Genomic DNA, 17,193 nt, shown 5'->3' on the forward strand with positions numbered 1-17,193 from the left:
CGTCTCACCCCAGTACGGCGTCCACGCCGCCCTCCGTCCCTCCGGACAGCGTCACTGAAATCCGCGCGGGCAGGCACACGATACTCTGTCCCGCCCGGCTGATGTGTCCGGTATGGACACAGACCTGATTGGGACAGGTGGAATCGATTACTTCCGCCCCGTCGGGGGACAGGCGGACATGGAGCGTATAGCCGTTTGCGTTCAATTCCCGTACCTCCGGTCCGGAGAGGCGGGAGAGGTTCACCGTCTCCGTCACCTGCCCGTTCACGGAGATAACGGCGGTGAGGCCGCCGGATATGCCTCCGCCCCATGCACTCAGCGCCAGCGCAGCCGCCAGCAGGAGCACCGCCAGCGCCACCAGCGCATCGGCGGGTTTAGGACGGACTTCGGGAGATCGTTTCATAGGCATAGCCGCTGCCATCCTCCTGCTCAAATTTGTCCTTGAGACCGTCTGTCACCAGCACCCGGCCGTCCTGCGTCACCAGCACCATTTGGAAAGAATAGACGCCGGAACGCCAGAACGCCACCGCCTTTTCTTCCCCCATGACGAACAGCGCGGTGGAAAACGCGTCGCACATGGTGCCGTGGCCGGGCTCGCCGGTTGTTTCTTCCTCATTTCCGGGGGCCACCACGGTGACGGAGGTCAGTCCGTTCTCCGCAGGATAGCCGGTGGCGGGGTCGATGATGTGGTGGTAGCGCTTGCCGCCCTGTTCGAAATACCGCTGGTAGCCGCCGGAGGTAACGGCGAAGGCGTCCGTCAAAGAGAGAATCCCGACGAAACCGTCGGAGTTCTCGGGGTCCTGTACCCCCACGCGCCAGGCAGAGCCGTCCGGCTTGCTCCCCCGGACATAGATGTTGCCGCCCAGCGCCACCTTGGCGCTTTCCACGCCGTCTTTTGCCAGAATTGCCTCCACACAGTCGGAGGCGTAGCCCTTGGCGATACCGCCGAGGTCGATCTGCGTATCGTTGTCCAGAGTGACGATGCTTTCCTCACCCAGATGGATGTGGGCGCTTCCCACATGGGTCAGGAGCTCGTCCAGCTCACTTTGGTCCGGAACCTGATAGTGGTCCGTGGTAAAGCCCCAGGCGGAGACCACCGGGGCGATGGTGATGTCGAATGCGCCGTTTGTCGCGGCGCTGTATTTTTCCGCCGCCGACAGGAGATCCCAGACCTCCATCCCCACCGCCCGGTTTGCGGTACCGGCGTTCAGCTGAGAGATCACGCTGTCGATCCGTGTGCGGGAGAGAAGGGAGTCCAGTCGGTTCACCTCCGCCACAGTTTCGTCCACGGCGGACTTCGCCCCTGCGCCGTAGGCGGTGACGTTCATGGTGGTGTCCATGGCGTAAAAATCTGCGGACTGCTCTCCGCCTTGGCTGCAGGCGGTCAGGCCGCAGGCCAGCACCGCGCACAGCGCGGCGGCAAAAAATCGTCTCATGCGCTTGTCCTCGCTTTGAAAATTTGGCAGGAAATCAGAATACTTCGGGAACCATCAGTATAGCACGGTTTTGCCTGCCAGACAAGCGGGGAGAACTGCCACCGGGCGCTTTTTTCGTGAAAGCCCTTGCAAAAACGCAGACAATCTGCTAGAATGACACGGTATGTGTGGGCGTTTCTCTGCGCCAATTTTAAAATTACCCATGGAGGTTGCAATAAATGCCGAAAAAGAACAAAGCGGAAGGACTCAAGAAGAACAACGCGCCCTTGAACGGTGCGCTTAAATTTTTTATCGGAGGCTGTTTAGCGGAGATTTATCTGATGACGGTCCGAAAGTATTACATCAACGGCGATGTGAATCAGATGTTGGGCTGGGACGCCGCAATGCCCACCCTGATGGGAATCGGCGCCGCTGTGCTGGCGCTGGGCGTGATTTTGGCCATCGTGTGGAGAAAGGCGTCAGGATGGAAGCGGACGCTGGCTTGGATCGTGGTCTTCACCGGTCTGTTTTTCTCCGCCGGAAATTGGCTCGTTAAAGCTGTGTATCCCTCCGGCGCGGTGATTCTCTCCGTGATTGCGGCTGCGGCCATGCTGATGGGAGTCCTCTGGTGTCTGTACGCGCGGGACTGCTTCTATGCAATGGCGGTTCTTGGTACCGGGTTGTTTGCCACATGGGTCTGCCGTCATGGCGTGAACAATATTTTTTGGAGGAGCTATGTGATCGCGGGCGCCTGCGCGTATTTGGTGTTGCTGGCTGCTGTTGCTCTGGCTGCACGGAAGGTGGAGCGGGCCGACGGAATGCTGGGTACGATCCGCGTCCTGCCCGAGAAGACCGACTGTACGATCCTGTTTGTCACCTGCGGCCTTTCCGCCGCCGCCACCGTGCTGTCCCTGTTCAGCGCCACCGTGGCCTACTATGCCCTGTGGGTACTGGGAATTGCGATTTTCATACTGGCGGTGTTTTACACCGTCAAGGAGCTGTAACTCCGCGAATCACAACGGAATGTGAAAGCGCCGCGGGACGAGAGTCCTGCGGCGCTTTTTGATTTCCTAAGCGTTTTAAATTACTCAGCCTTTCGTCGCGGATGTCTGTCGGTGGATATCCATGCCGATTTCAAACACCCGGTTCCAGGGAAAGCGGTAATTTGAGAGGGTCAGCGTACCGCAGCCGGATTCCACCCATGGGGACAGGCTCACAAGAATTTTTCCGCTGCTGAAATTGGCCAGCACCGGCGCGGCGGAGGTCGCCATGTCCGCCTCCAGAGCGGAGAGAACCTGTGCCCGGTCTATCTCCGGTTTGTAAAAATTATCCGGACTTCCGCCCAGCTCATCCCGGACGTAGGCGTACAGGTCGTTGCGAACCGTGTTGCGGAAGGCAAAATCCTTGATTACACTGTCGGACAAAGTTTTGACAAAGGCCGTGTTGGCCGCATCGTCCTTTTCTGGGGACGGCGTATGGGTTAGCCACGCATACCGCGCCACCCCGTGAGAGATGGCGGTGCCGGTGACGATGGCCATGTCCAGAAAGCCGGAATAGGCCAGAAGGGAACTTAGCTCCGACTGCTCCGCCAGCGCGTCATGGATTACGGCGCCGTAGGCGTCGTTGGATGCGTCGATCAAAACGGTGGGGATCCGGTTCTTCCGGTTCTCGCTGAGGGCGTTGCTGAGCGCCCAGGCATAGTCCCCGGTGCGCTTCGGTTCCACTGGGGCGGTGAGGACCAGAATCTGAAAATCCGCGCCGCTGGTCTTGGAGAGTTTTTGCAGATCAAAAAAGTCCAGATGCTGATCTACCAACGTTTCCAAAGACTGATAGTCGTAGTTGCAGGCGGGCTGTGCCTCAAGCCCTCCGATATACCGCAGACTGATTTTGGCACCGTTCCAGCCGCAGTCCTGAAGATACAGCTTCGTGATGGCCTTGAATGCAAGGTCGTCCACACCGGAGAGAAGCCAATCCCCCGCCCGCAGGTTTGCGGAGAGGTACGCGATCTCGTTCTTTTGGATGCTGTCTTCAGCGGAAGAATCATCCACGCCGATTAAAACATGAAAATTGGCGTAGGCCCCACCGTCCAGCGCACTCAGAAGATGGGCGCTGAGCCGCAGCTTCCGGACCCGCGCCGCCAAATAATTTTCCACCGCGCCGTCCGGCAGCGGCTCCGCCGACGGGACCTCCAGCTCTTGACCATCAGCCCCCAGACGGTAATCCGCCGTGATGTTTTCAACGCTCAGCGCATCTCCGGCCAGGTGAGGCCGGGCCGCAATGCCGTAGTCCCGCAGGGCGTTGTACTCGTTAAGACCGAAGCCGCCGTACCCGACCGTGGGGGCCAGGCGCATGACGCTGTCCAGCAGCCAGACCTGATTTTTTTTATCTTTGGAAAGCAGGGACAGGAGACTGTCCAGCAGCTCCGGCTCCGTCAGCGCCGTGCCGTCCGTAAGCGTTACGCTGCTTTCCCCCGTCATGGCGCGGGAACTGACCAGCCCGCCGGAGAGCATCTGGTCGAGAGAGAGGATGTATCGGTCACAGCCAGCTTCCTCCTGAGAGAGGACCCACTCGTACAGCGCGGCCCGGTTGCCCGACTGCGTGCCGTCTGCGTTCAGTGGCTGGCCGTCCAGCTTTGTGGCGTACAGATCCCTGCCCGGCATGAGCAGATCATAGTCCAGCGATTCCGCCAGATATTCCACCCGTTCCACATTGTCCGGTCGGTCGTCCAGCGGGACATAAGCCAGCTTCACAGGCCCGTCCGGAAACGTCGGCTTCCGCGCACCGCAGCCCGTCAGTCCCGCCAGAAGGACAAGTGCCATAGACGCGGCCAGAAGCTTTGAAACCGTATCTCTCATACTGCCTCCAGTCTGCAAAAAAGCCCGCACGGCATAGCCTGCGGACTTTTAGCGTGATTTTTATAGAGAAAAACCACCCAGGTCCATGCCGCCGGTGGCCGTATTCAGGCTGTTCTCCATGGCGTCCGTGGCCTGACGCAGAGCCTCGTTGACAGCGGAGACCACCAGGTCCTGAAGCATCTCCACGTCCTCCGGGTCCACGGCTTCCGGCTTGATAGTCACGGCCAAGAGTTCTTTCTTGCCGTTGACCTTGGCCTCCACCGTGCCACCGCCCACGCTGGCGGTGAACTCCTGAACCTCCACCGCGTCCTGCGCGGCGGTCATGGCCGCCTGCATCTCCTGAATCTTCTGCTGCATCTCCTGTTGGCGCGCGGCCCCGGTGGGGCGCATACTGCCGTTGGAAAATCCGTGACGAGCACTGTAGCTCATAAGTTTTTACTCCTTTTCAGATGTATTTTTTCTGCCCTGCAATCAAAGATAAGCGCGCCGCCGTTGTCCCGGTGTTTCGGGGCGGCGTGGCCGAAAAACAGTCTGCGGCTGCTTCTACTGAATGGTGAAATTGTCCAGCTGGCTTCCCATCTGGATCAGGCCCTGCAATTTGTCCTCCGGCGAGGAAGCGGGGCCGCTGCCCACGGTGAGCCGCACCGTCACCGGTCCCCTGACCTTCAGTGCGCTCAGCTCCTGTAAAGTGCCCAAAACCCGGTCATTGTCCAAACGTCCCCTTATGATCTCGTCGGGGGCGTAAACCGTGACGACGCCGTCTTTCAATTCACCTCTGCACTTGTCCAAAAACGCCCGGTACATGGGTGGCAGACGTCCCTTGCACTCCTCCGCCAGCGCACGCCACCAGACCGCACCGCCGATAGCGCCGGAGGCGTTACCCGCCGGGGCGGAATTTGCCGGACCCATCGCAGGAGTAGGAGACGCCGTTTCCCGCCACACGGACGGCGTGGAAGTCGTTTCTTCTGCGAGCGGCTCCCTTTCAAAGGACGGTTCGGGCGGTTCCTCCGGTAAAGGGGGACGTTCGTCGTCAAGGGGCGGATTTTGCGGAAGGGGTGGCTTTTCCTCGTCCCAGGGAGGGCTGTCCGCCGGAACGGAGACGGGTGAGGACGGCTTTGCCGCCGGCCTGGCCGGGGCGGGCTTTCCCGGTTGCTCCGAAATACCGCTGTTCAGCAGTGCCGGAAGCCGTTCCAGCGTGTCTTCCACCCGTTGAACGCGGGCCATGAGAGCACTGAGATCGCCGGAGAGCGTCTCGTCACATAACCGCAGGAGACAAAGCTCCGCATCGGTCCGACGGTTGGAGCTGTAATAGAGATCGGCGGTGGCCTGCTGCAGGGTCGTTGCCAGATACAAAAGCCTGCTGCCGGGCACGTCCTTTTCAAGCCTGTCCAGCGTGGAGCCGTCAAATCCGCCGGAGAGCAGCGCCGCGCCCCCCTCCGGGGCAGTCCGGCGCAACAGCAGATCCCGGGTCAGGGTGGACAGCTCGTTTAAAACGGCGCCCACATCCTTGCCCCCGGCGTACAGCTGGTTCATAAGCAGCAGAGCCGCTTTCGCGTCCCGCCGCAAAACGCAGTCCATCAGCTGGGCGGTTTGAAGATTGCCCGCCAAGCCCAGCACGTCCAGCACGGTGCGGGCGTCGATCACGCCGCCTGCCGCCGCACACTGATCGAGAAGAGACAGCCCATCCCGCAGCGCGCCGTCCGCCAGACGGCTCAAAAGCTCTGCGCCGTCTGGCTGCAGGTTGATGGACTCCTGTCGGGCCACAAAGGAGAGCTGTCGGCACACGTCCTGCGGCGTGATGCGCTTGAAGGAATATCGCTGGCAGCGGGAGAGAATGGTGGCGGGGACCTTATGAAGCTCCGTGGTCGCCAAAATAAACATCAGGTGCTCCGGCGGTTCCTCCAGAATCTTCAAAAGAGCGTTGAACGCGGGCACGGACAGCATGTGGACCTCGTCCACAATATAGACCCGCTTTTTTACGTTGGCGGGGGAATAGATCGCCTCATCCCGCAGGGCCCGAACCTGATCGACGCCGTTGTTGGACGCGGCGTCCAGCTCCAGTACGTCCAAAAACGTGCCGTTTTCAATCCCCAGACAGCTGGGACACTGATTACAGGGGTCACCGTCCACAGGGTGCTCGCAGTTTACCGCCTTGGCGAGAATTTTCGCGCAGGTGGTCTTTCCGGTTCCCCGGGTGCCGGTGAAGAGATATGCATGGGACGTGCGGCCCTCCGCCACCTGACGTTTCAGCGTCTCGGTGATGTGGGACTGGCCGATGACGTCAGAAAACGTCTTGGGCCGCCACTTGCGGTACAGTGCCTGATACATCCTTGCATCTCCTTTCGATAAACAAAACAAGTCCTCCGTTTGCAGCCACGGAACCGGCGTCCTCGCGGCACATGGAATATCCCGCACGATGCTGCTCGGTTCCCCGCCTGACATGGTTAGCGGGCATCCATTGCGCGAGACCGGCTCCGCGGCTGCAAGCGGAGGATTTGATTCAGAACGCTTCTATTTTACTATAAACTTTTCAAATTATCAACTGGAATCTGCCGGGAACAGAGCAAATTTTCCTTGAGCCGGTATTTTACAGCAGCTCCAGCAGAAACCGGGTGGTCTGTTCCATGGCCGCCGCCGCCTTTTTGATGGGGAACAGCTGGAACACATGCCACATGTCCGCCCACACCTCCAGCCGACATTCCACGCCCGAAGAGAGCATGGTGTCCCGCAGCCGCTCCGCGTCGGAATAGAGAATTTCGTGAGTACCCACCTGAATGAGCGTGGGCGGGAAGCCTGTAAAGTCCCCGAACAGGGGAGAGAGACTGGGGTCTCGAAGGTCCTGGTTCCCGGCGTACACAGCCCGGACGCCGTGTATATACTCCGCCGTCAGAATGGGGTCGATCTCCGAGCGCTCCGTGTAGGACGGGCCGGAGGCGGTCATATCCGTCCAGGGGGACATCAGGATCAGCGCCGCCGGCAGCATCCGTCCGGCGGCTTTCAACCGGTGGCATAGAACCAGCGCCAGATTGCCCCCCGCACTGTCCCCAGCCAAGACCACGTCCCGCGCCCCGTACCCCAGCTGCATCAAATAGTTCCAGGCCCGAACCCCGTCCTCCACCGCCGCCGGATAGGGGTGCTCCGGGGCCAGACGGTATTCAAAGGTCAATACATCGTAGCCAGTGGCCTTTGTCAGTTTGGATGAAAGAACCTTGGAGTATCCCAGATTTCCGCTGGTATATCCGCCGCCGTGGCAGTACAGAACGGCGCGCCTGCGCCGGTGGGGCCGCCGCAGGCGCATCCACGCCGCGGGCATCCCGGCAAGATCGAAGGGTTCCCAGCTCATGTCTGTCATTTCGGCGGTGAGATTGCCCAAAAGCTCCTGGTTCCGGCGCTGCTTTTCAAGCTCCTCCAAGGTTTGTGCCTCCGGCGTCCCGGCGCTGTGAAGGGCCTTCAGCACCCGCATGGCGGGGGCAAGACGGCGGGTCTCGGCGGATTTACGCTGCTGGGCGAGAGCGCTCTTCAGCACTTTACGGGACTGATCCATGGCGGGGCCTCCTTGTAAAGTTTCATGAAAAATGAGTTATGAGAGTATTATATATGTCGCTTATTTAGAATGCAAGCTTTTGGCACTTCTTGGTTTCTCAGCTTTTTACTCCGATCCGGGTTTTACCTGCAAGTTCGTTCCAAGGCCCTTTCCTTTAAAGGAGGTAAATGAAACGTGGGAAAAATGACGGGGTGCGGGAGACGGGCAATGCGTATCTTTGTGCAAAAGAGGGAATTTGAAGCATTCAAAAAAATGCACTTTACTTTGATAACAAGATGAAGTATTATAAATTTACTAAACTGTCCAACTAAGGCGGACAACGGAGGGACATATGGAGCTGGATCTGGGAATATTAAAACCGCAGGAGCTGCTTTCGCTGCGCCTGCGTCTGTTATATGAAAAAGCCGGATGCTGCAAGTATCATGTGGGCCGATTTGAGGAATACAGTCTGTATCAGGAATATCGCCGGTTCCTTTCCAGCGAACAGGTACTCACCTTTACAGACCTTGACGGGCGGCTGCTGGCCATGAAGCCCGATGTGACGCTGTCCATCGCAAAAAATGCCCAGCCGGAGCCGGGGGAGTGCAAGCGCTACTACTACACAGAAAACGTTTACCGCCCCAGTCAGGAGAGCCACACCTTTCAGGAGATCGGCCAGACGGGGCTTGAGTACATCGGCGCACTGAACGATGAGACCGAGGCGGAAGTCCTGTCGCTGGCCCTGAATAGTCTGGCGTTGGCGGGACCGGACTTTGTGCTGGAGCTGAGCCATATGGGCTTTGTGGCGGGACTGCTGGACGCGGTGGGGGCGCCGGAGTCCATCCATTCAAAGCTGCTTGGATGCATCCGGGATAAAAACGCCCATGAGCTGCAAAAGGCTGCCTCCGGCGCGGGACTATCCTCCCAGGGGGCGGACGCGCTGTGTTCCCTGATTACATTAGCGGGCCCGTGGAAAACCGTTTTGAGCAAGGCCGAGCCGCTGGCGCTGAACGCGGCTATGGGAGCGGCGCTGACAGAACTGAAAACCGTCTGCCAAATGCTGGAGGAGCGGGGCGAAACGGAGAAGCTGAAACTTGATCTTTCTCTGGTCAACGATATCAGCTATTATAACGGTGTGGTGTTTCAGGGATATCTTGCGGGAATCCCCCGGGCCGTCCTGCGGGGCGGGCGGTATGACCCGCTGGCGGAGCAGTTTGCCCCCGGTGCGCGGGCGATTGGTTTTGCGCTGTATCAGGATGAGCTTCAAAGGCTGGAGGCCCCGGAGCCGCTGGTAGAGAAGTCTGCCGGGAAAAAGGTGATGCTGAACGTGGCGCTGCCCAAGGGCCGGCTGGGAGACAAGGTGTACGACCTGCTCTCCGGTGCGGGATACGGCTGCCCCGGCGGATATGCCGACAGCCGCAAGCTGGTAGTGGAAAACCCCTCGGCGGGCATCCGTTATTTTCTGGTAAAGCCCAGTGATGTGGCAATTTACGTGGAGCATGGCGCGGCGGACATCGGCATTGTGGGAAAGGATATTTTGCAGGAGTCCGGCGCGGATGTCTATGAGCTTCTGGACACGGGCCTTGGCAGGTGCCGGATGTGCGTGACCGGGCCAAAGGACTTCGTGGAAGACCCCGGTCGGACGCTGCGGGTGGCGACCAAGTTTGTGGGCATTGCCAAGGCGTATTATGCGGCCAAGGGCCGGGATATCGACATCATCAAACTCAACGGCTCCATCGAGCTGGCCCCCATTCTGGGACTCAGCGATGTGATTGTGGACATTGTGGAGACCGGAACGACCCTGAAGGAAAACAACCTAAAGATCATCAAAGAATTTATGTCCATCTCGGCCAGGTTTATCGCCAACAAGGCCAGTTACCAGTTTAAAAACAAGGAAATTGCCGCGCTGCTGCGAAAGCTATCGGAGGTGACGGAGAGTGATTCGGCTCTTTGATTTTGACAAGGTTCCCATATCGGATATTTTGACCCGGGGGATTCTCGCGGAGGAGAATGTGGACGCGGCGGTGGATGCCGTTCTGTCCGCCGTGCGGGCGGAAGGCGACGTGGCGCTGCGAAGCTATGAAAAGCAGTTCGACGGTGCGGAGCTGGATGACCTTTTTGTGACGGAGGCGGAACTGGACGCGGCAGAGGCGCAGGTGGACCCGGAACTTTTGGAGACGCTTCGTCAGGCGGCGGAGAACATCCGCGCGTTCCACAGCCGCCAGATCCACAATGATTTCGTTCTCACCGACAAGCCGGGCGTTGTAATGGGGCAGAGATATACCCCCATCGAGTCCGTGGGCGTCTGCGTGCCGGGAACGCCGGTGGCGTTTCCCTCCACCGTCCTGATGGACGTGATTCCGGCAAAGCTTGCGGGCGTGCGGGAGATTCTCATGGCGACGCCCCCCGCTCCGGACGGGACCATCGCCCCGGCGGCTCTGGCGGCGGCGAGGATCGCGGGGGTGACAAAGATTTTGAAGTGCGGCGGCGCTCAGGCCGTGGCCGCCATGGCCTATGGGACGGAGAGCGTGCCGAAGGTGGATAAGATCGTGGGCCCCGGCGGGGTGTATGTAGCTGCGGCAAAACGGAAGGTGTTCGGCCTTGTCAGCATTGATATGATCGCAGGGCCCAGCGAAATTCTGGTGCTGGCGGACGGAAAGTCCGACCCCCGATGGGTGGCAGCGGATATGCTGAGTCAGGCGGAGCACGACAGGCTTTCCTCCGCCGTGCTGGTGACGGACAGCCGCGCGCTGGCGGAGGCTGTCCGGGATGAGCTGGAGGTCCAATTGGAGACGCTGCCCCGGCGAGAGGTGGCACGGGCCTCCATCGACAACAATGGAAAGATTATCATCACCGATTCGCTGGAAAAGGCGGCGGAGGCCGCCAACCGCATCGCTCCGGAGCATCTGGAGCTGTGTGTGGACGAGCCGTTTGCGCTGCTGCCCCGCATCCGCAATGCAGGCAGCGTCTTTCTGGGCCGAAACGCCCCGGAGGCGCTGGGGGACTATTTTGCGGGACCGAACCACACCCTGCCCACCGCGGGCACGGCGCGGTTTTCCAGCCCCCTCAGTGTGGACGATTTTGTGAAGAAATCCAGCTTCCTCTACTATACGGGAGAGGCCCTGCAATCCGTTTCCTCACGGATCCAGAGCTTTGCCCGGCAGGAAGGCCTGGAGGCCCACGCCCGCGCCATCGCGGTGCGGGATCAACGCAACGGAAAGGGGAGTGCGCAATGAGCCGCTTTATTTCCCGCGAGGCGGGCCGATTGGAGCCCTATATCCCCGGGGAACAGCCCATGGATATGCAGTATATTAAGCTGAATACCAACGAAAGCCCGTTTCCGCCTTCCCCCAAGGTGGTGAAGGCTGTTTCACGCTCGGAGCTTTTGAAGCTGAACCTCTATTCAGACCCAACCTGCGACCAACTGGTCCGTGCCATCGCCCACCGGTATGAACTGAGACCGGAGCAGGTGCTGGCGGGCAACGGGTCGGACGAACTGCTCTCCTTTGCGTTCCGGGCATTTTGCGGCGAGGGAAAAGGCGTGGCGTTTCCGGATGTGTCCTATGGCTTTTACAAGGTCTGGGCCGCGTTTTACGGCGTCGAAGCCAAGGTTATTCCGCTGAAGGCGGACTTCACCATTGATGTGGACGATTACATGGACTATTCTGGGACCATCCTCCTTGCCAACCCCAACGCCCTTACCGGCGAGGAGCTGCCCGCCGCCCAGATTCAACGGCTGCTGGAGGCGGATCAGAATCGTGTGGTGATCGTGGACGAGGCGTATGTGGATTTCGGCGGGGAGAGCTGCGTTCCCCTTTTGTGCCGGTATGATAATCTGCTGGTGGTCCAGACCTTCTCAAAGAGCCGGAATCTTGCCGGCGGACGGCTGGGCTTTGCGCTGGGGGCCCCGGACCTGATTGCGGACCTGAACCGGGTGAAATACAGCTTCAACCCCTACAATGTGAACCGCCTTTCCATTCTGGCAGGGGCCGCGGCCATGGAGGATGAGGCGTACTTCAAAAATTGCACCGCCGCCATCCAAAAGACCCGGGACTGGACGGCCAAAGCGCTGGAGGAACTGGACTTTACCGTTCTGCCCTCCAAGGCAAATTTCATCTTTGCCGCGTCGAAAAGCTTTCCAAACGGCGAACTGTATCGGAAGCTCAAGGAAAACGGAATCCTGGTGCGCTGGTTTGACCAGGACCGCATCCGGGATTTTTACCGCATCACCATTGGGTCCGCGGAGCAGATGGAGCAGATGGTGGAGGCGATCAAAAAACTGCTGGGGGAGATGTGAGCCATGCGTCGAGCGGAGATTGTAAGAAACACCAACGAGACGAAGATCGAACTGAGCCTGGAGCTGGACGGGATGGGCAAGTCCCAAATCGACACCGGCTGCGGCTTTTTGAACCACATGCTGACGCTGTTTGCCTCCCACGGGCGGCTTGACCTGAATGTTACTTGCCGGGGCGACACGGACGTGGACGATCACCACACCGTGGAGGATATCGGCATCGCTCTGGGCCAGGCATTTACGAAAGCGCTGGGGGATAAGCGGGGCATTGCCCGGTACGGGCAGTTCCTGCTTCCCATGGACGAGACGCTGGTGTTGTGCGCCGTGGATCTCTCCGGCCGGGATTTCCTGGGCTGGGGGCTGGATCTGCCCGCCCAAAAGGTGGGCACGTTTGATACGGAGCTGGGCAAGGAGTTTTGGCTGGGCTTTGTGCGCCAGTGTCCCTGTGCGCTCCATTTTCGTCAGCTTTCCGGAGAGAATACTCACCACATTCTGGAGGCCGCGTTCAAGGGCGCGGGCCGGGCGCTCCACATGGCAGTGGGTATGGACCCGGAGCGAGCCGGGGAAATTCCAAGCACGAAAGGGACGCTGTGATATGATTGCAATTGTGGACTACGGGGTGGGAAACCTGTTCTCCCTGACCTCCAGCCTGAAGTCTCTGGGCTTTTCGCCGGAGGTGACGGCGGACCCGGACCGTCTTCGGGCCGCGGAGCGCGTGATCCTCCCCGGCGTGGGCGCGTTTGGTGACGCAAAGGCAAAGCTGGATGCCACGGGGCTGGTGCCCGTGTTGCGGGAGGAAAGCAAAAAAAAGCCGCTGCTTGGCATTTGCCTTGGAATGCAGCTGCTGTTTGACAGGGGCTTTGAATACGGGGAGCACAACGGACTGGGCTTTCTTCCCGGCGTGGTGGACAGCCTGAAGCCGGATTTGAACGATCGCTTGCTGAAGGTGCCCCATATGGGCTGGAACAGCCTGCGTATCCGGCGGGACGACCCCCTGTTCAAGTATTTTCAGGACGGGGAATATGTCTATTATGTCCACAGCTTTTACGCGAAAGACTGCGCGGACAGCACCCTGGCCGTCTCTGACTACGGCGGCGTGGCCGTCCCGGGCGCGGTGCGCCGGGGCAGCGTCTGGGGAACCCAGTTCCACCCGGAGAAGTCCGGGGACGCGGGGCTGCGGCTGCTCAAAGCGTTCGGAGAGCTCTAAGACGCAGGCCGCAATTGTACGGTGCGGCCTTCCATACCGCACTCTGCCAAAGCCGCCTACGGCAAACGCCCGCATGGGCGATCTTGATTTGAGCGCCGAAGGGCGCGGGGAGGTTTTTATGCAGATTTTTCCCGCCATTGACCTGCGGGACGGCAAGGCCGTCCGGCTGCTGCGGGGAGATTACGACCGGATGACCGTTTATTCCGCCCAACCCTGCGGCGTTGCCCGCCGTTTCATCCGGGCTGGGGCGCGGCAATTGCACATTGTCGATCTGGACGGCGCGAAGGACGGACGGCCCAGCATGGCCAACTGGGTGGAGATTGAGGCGTTGGTGCAGCAGGGTCACGCATTCATTGAGGTGGGCGGCGGCATCCGAACGGAGGAGGGCATCCGGAAGTATCTGGAGTTGGGAATAAACCGCTGCATTCTGGGCACCGCGGCTGTGGAGGATTTTACCTTTACGCAGCGCATGGCCCAGCGGTATCGGGAGAAGCTTGCCGTGGGCGTAGATGCGCGGGACGGCAAGGTGGCGACCAACGGATGGCTGAAAACCAGCAGTGAGGATAGCTTTGACTTCTGCCGCCGCCTGCGGGACGCAGGAATACAGACCGTCATTTATACGGACATCTCGAAGGACGGCGCTCTTTCCGGAACAAATCTGGACGCATACCGCCGTCTGGCGGAGTTGGATGGACTGGATATTGTGGCCTCCGGCGGCATCAGCGATCTTCTGGAGATTCGGGCGCTGAATGAGATGGGTATCGCCGGGGCGATTTTGGGCAAGGCGATCTATGACGGAAAGCTCGATCTGGGTATGTGTCTGGACGCGGCGGGAGACCGCCCGGATCAATCCGACGACGAGCCGCCACTGCTTTAAAAGATTCCAGGTTGCTGCCTGAAAGGAGAGAGGACCATGCTGGCGAAAAGAATCATCCCCTGCCTCGATGTGAAGGACGGGCGGGTGGTCAAGGGCGTGAATTTTGAAGGCCTGAAGGACATGGCGGACCCGGTGGATATGGCTCGGTTTTACAACGACTCCGGCGCGGATGAGCTGGTGTTTTACGACATCACTGCCTCGTTCGAGGGACGTGAGCTGTTCACGGACGTGCTGCGCCGGGTGGCCTCCGAAATTTTTATTCCCCTGACCGTGGGAGGCGGTATCCGGGGCCTGGACGATTTCGACCGGGTTCTGAAATGCGGTGCGGACAAGGTCAGCGTCAACTCCGGGGCCATTGCGGACCCCGGCATTCTTGCGGCGGCGGCGAAAAAGTACGGCGACCAGTGTGTGGTGCTCTCCATGGATGTGAAACGGGTGGACGGACAGTTCCGCCTGTTTGCCAAGGGCGGCCGGGAGGATACCGGTATTGACGCCATGGACTGGGCCGTGCGGGGAGTTCAAAGCGGGGCGGGGGAAATCGTGCTGAACTCCATCGACACCGACGGGATGAAGCAGGGTTTCGATCTCGAAATGCTGGACGAATTGACCGGCAGAGTGGATGTGCCGGTCATTGCCAGCGGCGGCGCGGGGAAGACGGAGGACTTTGGAGAGCTTTTTACACATCCGGGAATCGACGCGGGGCTTGCGGCCTCCATTTTTCACACAAGACAGGTGGATATCAAAGAGCTGAAGCGCTGGCTGAGGAGCCGGGGTGTGGAAATGAGGATTTAAGGCACCGTGGTTTGCGGCTTCGGTGCCAGCAGAATCAAGAGGGGAGATTGTGATAAATGGAATTGAAATTTGATGAAAGGGGCCTGATTCCCGCCATCGTGCAGGATCACTATACGAAAGCGGTCCTGACGCTGGCTTATATGAACCGGGAGAGTCTGGCCATCACCATCGATGAACGGCGGACCTGTTTTTATAGCCGCAGCCGCCAGAAGCTGTGGCGCAAGGGGGAGACCTCCGGTAATTTTCAACAGGTGGTTTCCATTACGGCGGACTGCGACTGCGACGCGCTGGTGGTGGAGGTGGTGAAGGACGGCCCGGCCTGCCACACCGGGGCGGAAAGCTGCTTTTTTAACGGGCTGTATCTCTCCGATGAGTTGAAGCATTTCAGCTATGAGGGCCTGTATGAGCTCATCAAAGGCCGCAAGACGGAGCCGAAGGAGGGCAGCTACACCACTTATCTTTTTGAGAAGGGCCTGGACAAGATTTTGAAAAAGGTGGGTGAGGAAACCACAGAAGTCATCATTGCCGCCGCCAAGGGCGACAAAGAGGAGACGGTTTTTGAGATTGCCGATGTATGCTACCACATTCTGGTGCTGATGGTACAGATGGGGATTTCCGTAAAGGATATCACGGCGGAGCTTGAGAAGCGACATGTGGTGGACCACAAGGTGAAACAGGAGCGGATGCTATGAAGCCAAACGCCAAGGTTTGTTCCGTTCACACGCACTCCACCCTGTGCGACGGGAAAAACACTCTGGCGGAGATGGCCTCGGCGGCATACGCTGCCGGCGTCCGGTATTTCGGCGCGTCAGGCCACTCCCACACGCCGTCGCCCTCGGATGCCGGCTGCGTGCTGGACGCAGATCTGAGCGCCTATCGGACCGAGGTCCTGCGCCTGCGGAAGGAGTATGCCGGACGGATGGAGGTGCTGCTTGGCATCGAGTGGGACAGCCAGGCGGACGGGGTTCGCGACGGTTTCGATTATTGGATTGGCTCCGTCCATGAACTGCATTCTCTAAAAACCGGGGAATACTACTGCGTGGACTGGGGAGCAGAGAGCCTGACCGCCTGTCGGGACAAGGCCTGCGGCGGGGACTTCCTGTCCGTGGCGGAGTGGTACTATCAGGACGTGGCCGCTCTGGCGCGGCAAAAACCCACCATTCTGGGGCATATGGATCTCCTCACAAAGCTCAATCCGGACGGAGCGTTTTTTGATGAGACCGCACCCCGGTACCGCGCGGCGGCGCTGGCGGCGCTTCATGCTGCCGACCCGACCGTCACGCTGCTGGAAATCAATACCGGGGCCGTTCAGCGGGGTTATCGAAAGACGCCCTACCCTGCACCGCTTTTGTTGAAAGAGTGGCGCGGCATGGGCGGAAAGGTGATTTTGACCTCGGATGCCCATAGCACAGACGCCATTCTGTTTGGCTACGATCTGGCGGCGGAGGCGGCAAGGAGCGCCGGATTTACCGAAACCGCGATTTTGACCATGGATGGTTTGTCCCTCTGTTCGTTGTAAGAGAGAAAGCGCCGAGAAATTTCTTTTGAAATTTCTCGGCGCTTTTTAGATCCGTGGCTCTTTGCAGCTTGTCCTGGCAGGAACAATCATTTTGCCGTACGGTTATGCGGCAGAGCTGCGGTTTATACTGCTACTCCGACGTTTAGCGGTATGCCGCGCCAGGCGTCACGGCGTTTTCACCGTCCAGCAAAAAGCCATCCTTGTCGTGGACGCGGGCGTTGCGGAGCATTTGACCATAGGTCGCACCCCGGATCACGCTGCCGTTAGTCCCATTCTTGGTAGTGGTGGTAGTAGTAGCGGTGGTTGCGTTCGCCCCGTTTTTAACAACTACGGATTTGGATGCGCCGAGACCGTTGTTATCACGACTCAGTATGCTATCGCCCGCTGTCTTGGCAGCGGTACCGGACGCACCGTTGCTTTTAGTCACACCAGTGCTTTTAGTCGTACCGTTGTTTTTAGTCACGCCGGTGCCGGTGGTCGTACCGGTGCCGGTGGTCGTACCGGTGCCGGTGGTCGTACCGGTGCCGGTGACGGATTTGTTGGGAGTGGTGCTTTTTACATTGCCGTTGGTATAGCCGCAGGCAGTCATACTCACGGCCAGAAGGGCAGTTAACAAGAGCGCAAATGTCCTTTTCAAGTCGTTTCCTCCTTTGCGTGGACTTTTGTTGCATTGCGATACCCTGCATTAGTATGGCTCCGCAAACGAAAAGC

The 17,193-nt window shown here is 59.5% G+C and carries 17 protein-coding genes and 1 other RNA gene; 10 read left to right on the forward strand and 8 right to left on the reverse strand.

The window, feature by feature from the left end; all coding sequences use genetic code 11:
* Positions 1-4: 4 nt before the first annotated feature.
* Together ABWQ15_RS09185 and ABWQ15_RS09190 are read right to left on the reverse strand one after the other, a co-directional pair.
* Complete coding sequence (locus ABWQ15_RS09185) at positions 5-409, reverse strand: NusG domain II-containing protein (RefSeq protein ID WP_353908472.1); 405 nt, start codon at positions 407-409, stop codon at positions 5-7.
* Positions 375-1,436, reverse strand: a complete 1,062-nt coding sequence (locus tag ABWQ15_RS09190) for an FAD:protein FMN transferase (RefSeq protein ID WP_353908473.1) — start codon at positions 1,434-1,436, stop codon at positions 375-377. The genes ABWQ15_RS09185 and ABWQ15_RS09190 overlap by 35 nt, the downstream gene beginning before the upstream one ends.
* Before the next feature lie 218 nt (positions 1,437-1,654).
* Here ABWQ15_RS09190 and ABWQ15_RS09195 point away from each other — a divergent pair, with 218 nt between their 5' ends.
* The gene (locus tag ABWQ15_RS09195; protein WP_353908474.1) at positions 1,655-2,419 is read left to right on the forward strand and encodes a hypothetical protein; all 765 of its coding nucleotides are present in this window, start codon (positions 1,655-1,657) and stop codon (positions 2,417-2,419) included.
* Between the two features lie 84 nt (positions 2,420-2,503).
* Here the strand turns inward: ABWQ15_RS09195 and ABWQ15_RS09200 are convergent, their stop codons facing one another.
* From ABWQ15_RS09200 to ABWQ15_RS09220, 5 genes are all read right to left on the reverse strand, one after another.
* Positions 2,504-4,270 carry a DUF4127 family protein gene (locus ABWQ15_RS09200; protein WP_353908475.1) on the reverse strand — a complete coding sequence of 589 codons (1,767 nt, stop codon included), beginning with the start codon at positions 4,268-4,270 and terminating at the stop codon, positions 2,504-2,506.
* 60 nt (positions 4,271-4,330) lie between these two features.
* The gene (locus tag ABWQ15_RS09205; RefSeq protein WP_502919119.1) at positions 4,331-4,699 is read right to left on the reverse strand and encodes a YbaB/EbfC family nucleoid-associated protein; all 369 of its coding nucleotides are present in this window, start codon (positions 4,697-4,699) and stop codon (positions 4,331-4,333) included.
* A 114-nt stretch (positions 4,700-4,813) separates the two neighbouring features.
* A complete protein-coding gene (gene dnaX, locus ABWQ15_RS09210; protein WP_353908476.1) occupies positions 4,814-6,598 on the reverse strand; it encodes a DNA polymerase III subunit gamma/tau in 1,785 nt (594 codons plus the stop codon).
* Positions 6,599-6,645: 47 nt separating this feature from the next.
* An RNA gene (ffs, locus tag ABWQ15_RS09215) (signal recognition particle sRNA small type) lies at positions 6,646-6,745 on the reverse strand.
* 112 nt (positions 6,746-6,857) lie between these two features.
* Positions 6,858-7,814, reverse strand: coding sequence for an alpha/beta hydrolase (locus tag ABWQ15_RS09220; RefSeq protein WP_353908477.1), 957 nt, complete (start codon positions 7,812-7,814; stop codon positions 6,858-6,860).
* Between the two features lie 331 nt (positions 7,815-8,145).
* On the opposite strand from ABWQ15_RS09220, the gene hisG reads away from it, so the two are divergent.
* From hisG to ABWQ15_RS09265, 9 genes are all read left to right on the forward strand, one after another.
* Positions 8,146-9,747: an ATP phosphoribosyltransferase gene (hisG, locus tag ABWQ15_RS09225; RefSeq protein ID WP_353908478.1), complete on the forward strand. Its 1,602-nt coding sequence runs from the start codon at positions 8,146-8,148 to the stop codon at positions 9,745-9,747.
* On the forward strand, positions 9,731-11,029 hold the full coding sequence (gene hisD, locus ABWQ15_RS09230) for a histidinol dehydrogenase (protein WP_353908479.1): 1,299 nt from the start codon (positions 9,731-9,733) through the stop codon (positions 11,027-11,029). Before hisG ends, hisD begins: the two co-directional genes overlap by 17 nt.
* A complete protein-coding gene (hisC, locus tag ABWQ15_RS09235) occupies positions 11,026-12,090 on the forward strand; it encodes a histidinol-phosphate transaminase (protein WP_353908480.1) in 1,065 nt (354 codons plus the stop codon). Before hisD ends, hisC begins: the two co-directional genes overlap by 4 nt.
* Positions 12,091-12,093: 3 nt before the next feature.
* The gene (gene hisB, locus ABWQ15_RS09240) at positions 12,094-12,681 is read left to right on the forward strand and encodes an imidazoleglycerol-phosphate dehydratase HisB (RefSeq protein WP_353908481.1); all 588 of its coding nucleotides are present in this window, start codon (positions 12,094-12,096) and stop codon (positions 12,679-12,681) included.
* Between the two features lies 1 nt (position 12,682).
* Positions 12,683-13,294, forward strand: coding sequence for an imidazole glycerol phosphate synthase subunit HisH (gene hisH / locus ABWQ15_RS09245; RefSeq protein WP_353908482.1), 612 nt, complete (start codon positions 12,683-12,685; stop codon positions 13,292-13,294).
* Positions 13,295-13,412: 118 nt separating this feature from the next.
* A complete protein-coding gene (gene hisA, locus ABWQ15_RS09250) occupies positions 13,413-14,171 on the forward strand; it encodes a 1-(5-phosphoribosyl)-5-[(5-phosphoribosylamino)methylideneamino]imidazole-4-carboxamide isomerase (protein ID WP_353908483.1) in 759 nt (252 codons plus the stop codon).
* Between the two features lie 36 nt (positions 14,172-14,207).
* Positions 14,208-14,963, forward strand: a complete 756-nt coding sequence (gene hisF, locus ABWQ15_RS09255; protein WP_353908484.1) for an imidazole glycerol phosphate synthase subunit HisF — start codon at positions 14,208-14,210, stop codon at positions 14,961-14,963.
* Positions 14,964-15,019: 56 nt separating this feature from the next.
* Positions 15,020-15,655 carry a bifunctional phosphoribosyl-AMP cyclohydrolase/phosphoribosyl-ATP diphosphatase HisIE gene (gene hisIE, locus ABWQ15_RS09260; protein WP_353908485.1) on the forward strand — a complete coding sequence of 212 codons (636 nt, stop codon included), beginning with the start codon at positions 15,020-15,022 and terminating at the stop codon, positions 15,653-15,655.
* Positions 15,652-16,482, forward strand: coding sequence for a PHP domain-containing protein (locus ABWQ15_RS09265; RefSeq protein WP_353908486.1), 831 nt, complete (start codon positions 15,652-15,654; stop codon positions 16,480-16,482). Before hisIE ends, ABWQ15_RS09265 begins: the two co-directional genes overlap by 4 nt.
* A 142-nt stretch (positions 16,483-16,624) precedes the next feature.
* Here ABWQ15_RS09265 and ABWQ15_RS09270 read toward each other — a convergent pair whose 3' ends face one another.
* Positions 16,625-17,119 carry a hypothetical protein gene (locus ABWQ15_RS09270; RefSeq protein ID WP_353908487.1) on the reverse strand — a complete coding sequence of 165 codons (495 nt, stop codon included), beginning with the start codon at positions 17,117-17,119 and terminating at the stop codon, positions 16,625-16,627.
* Positions 17,120-17,193: the final 74 nt, after the last annotated feature.

The organism is Oscillibacter sp., from assembly GCF_040505565.1.
GTDB lineage: Bacteria > Bacillota > Clostridia > Oscillospirales > Oscillospiraceae > Oscillibacter.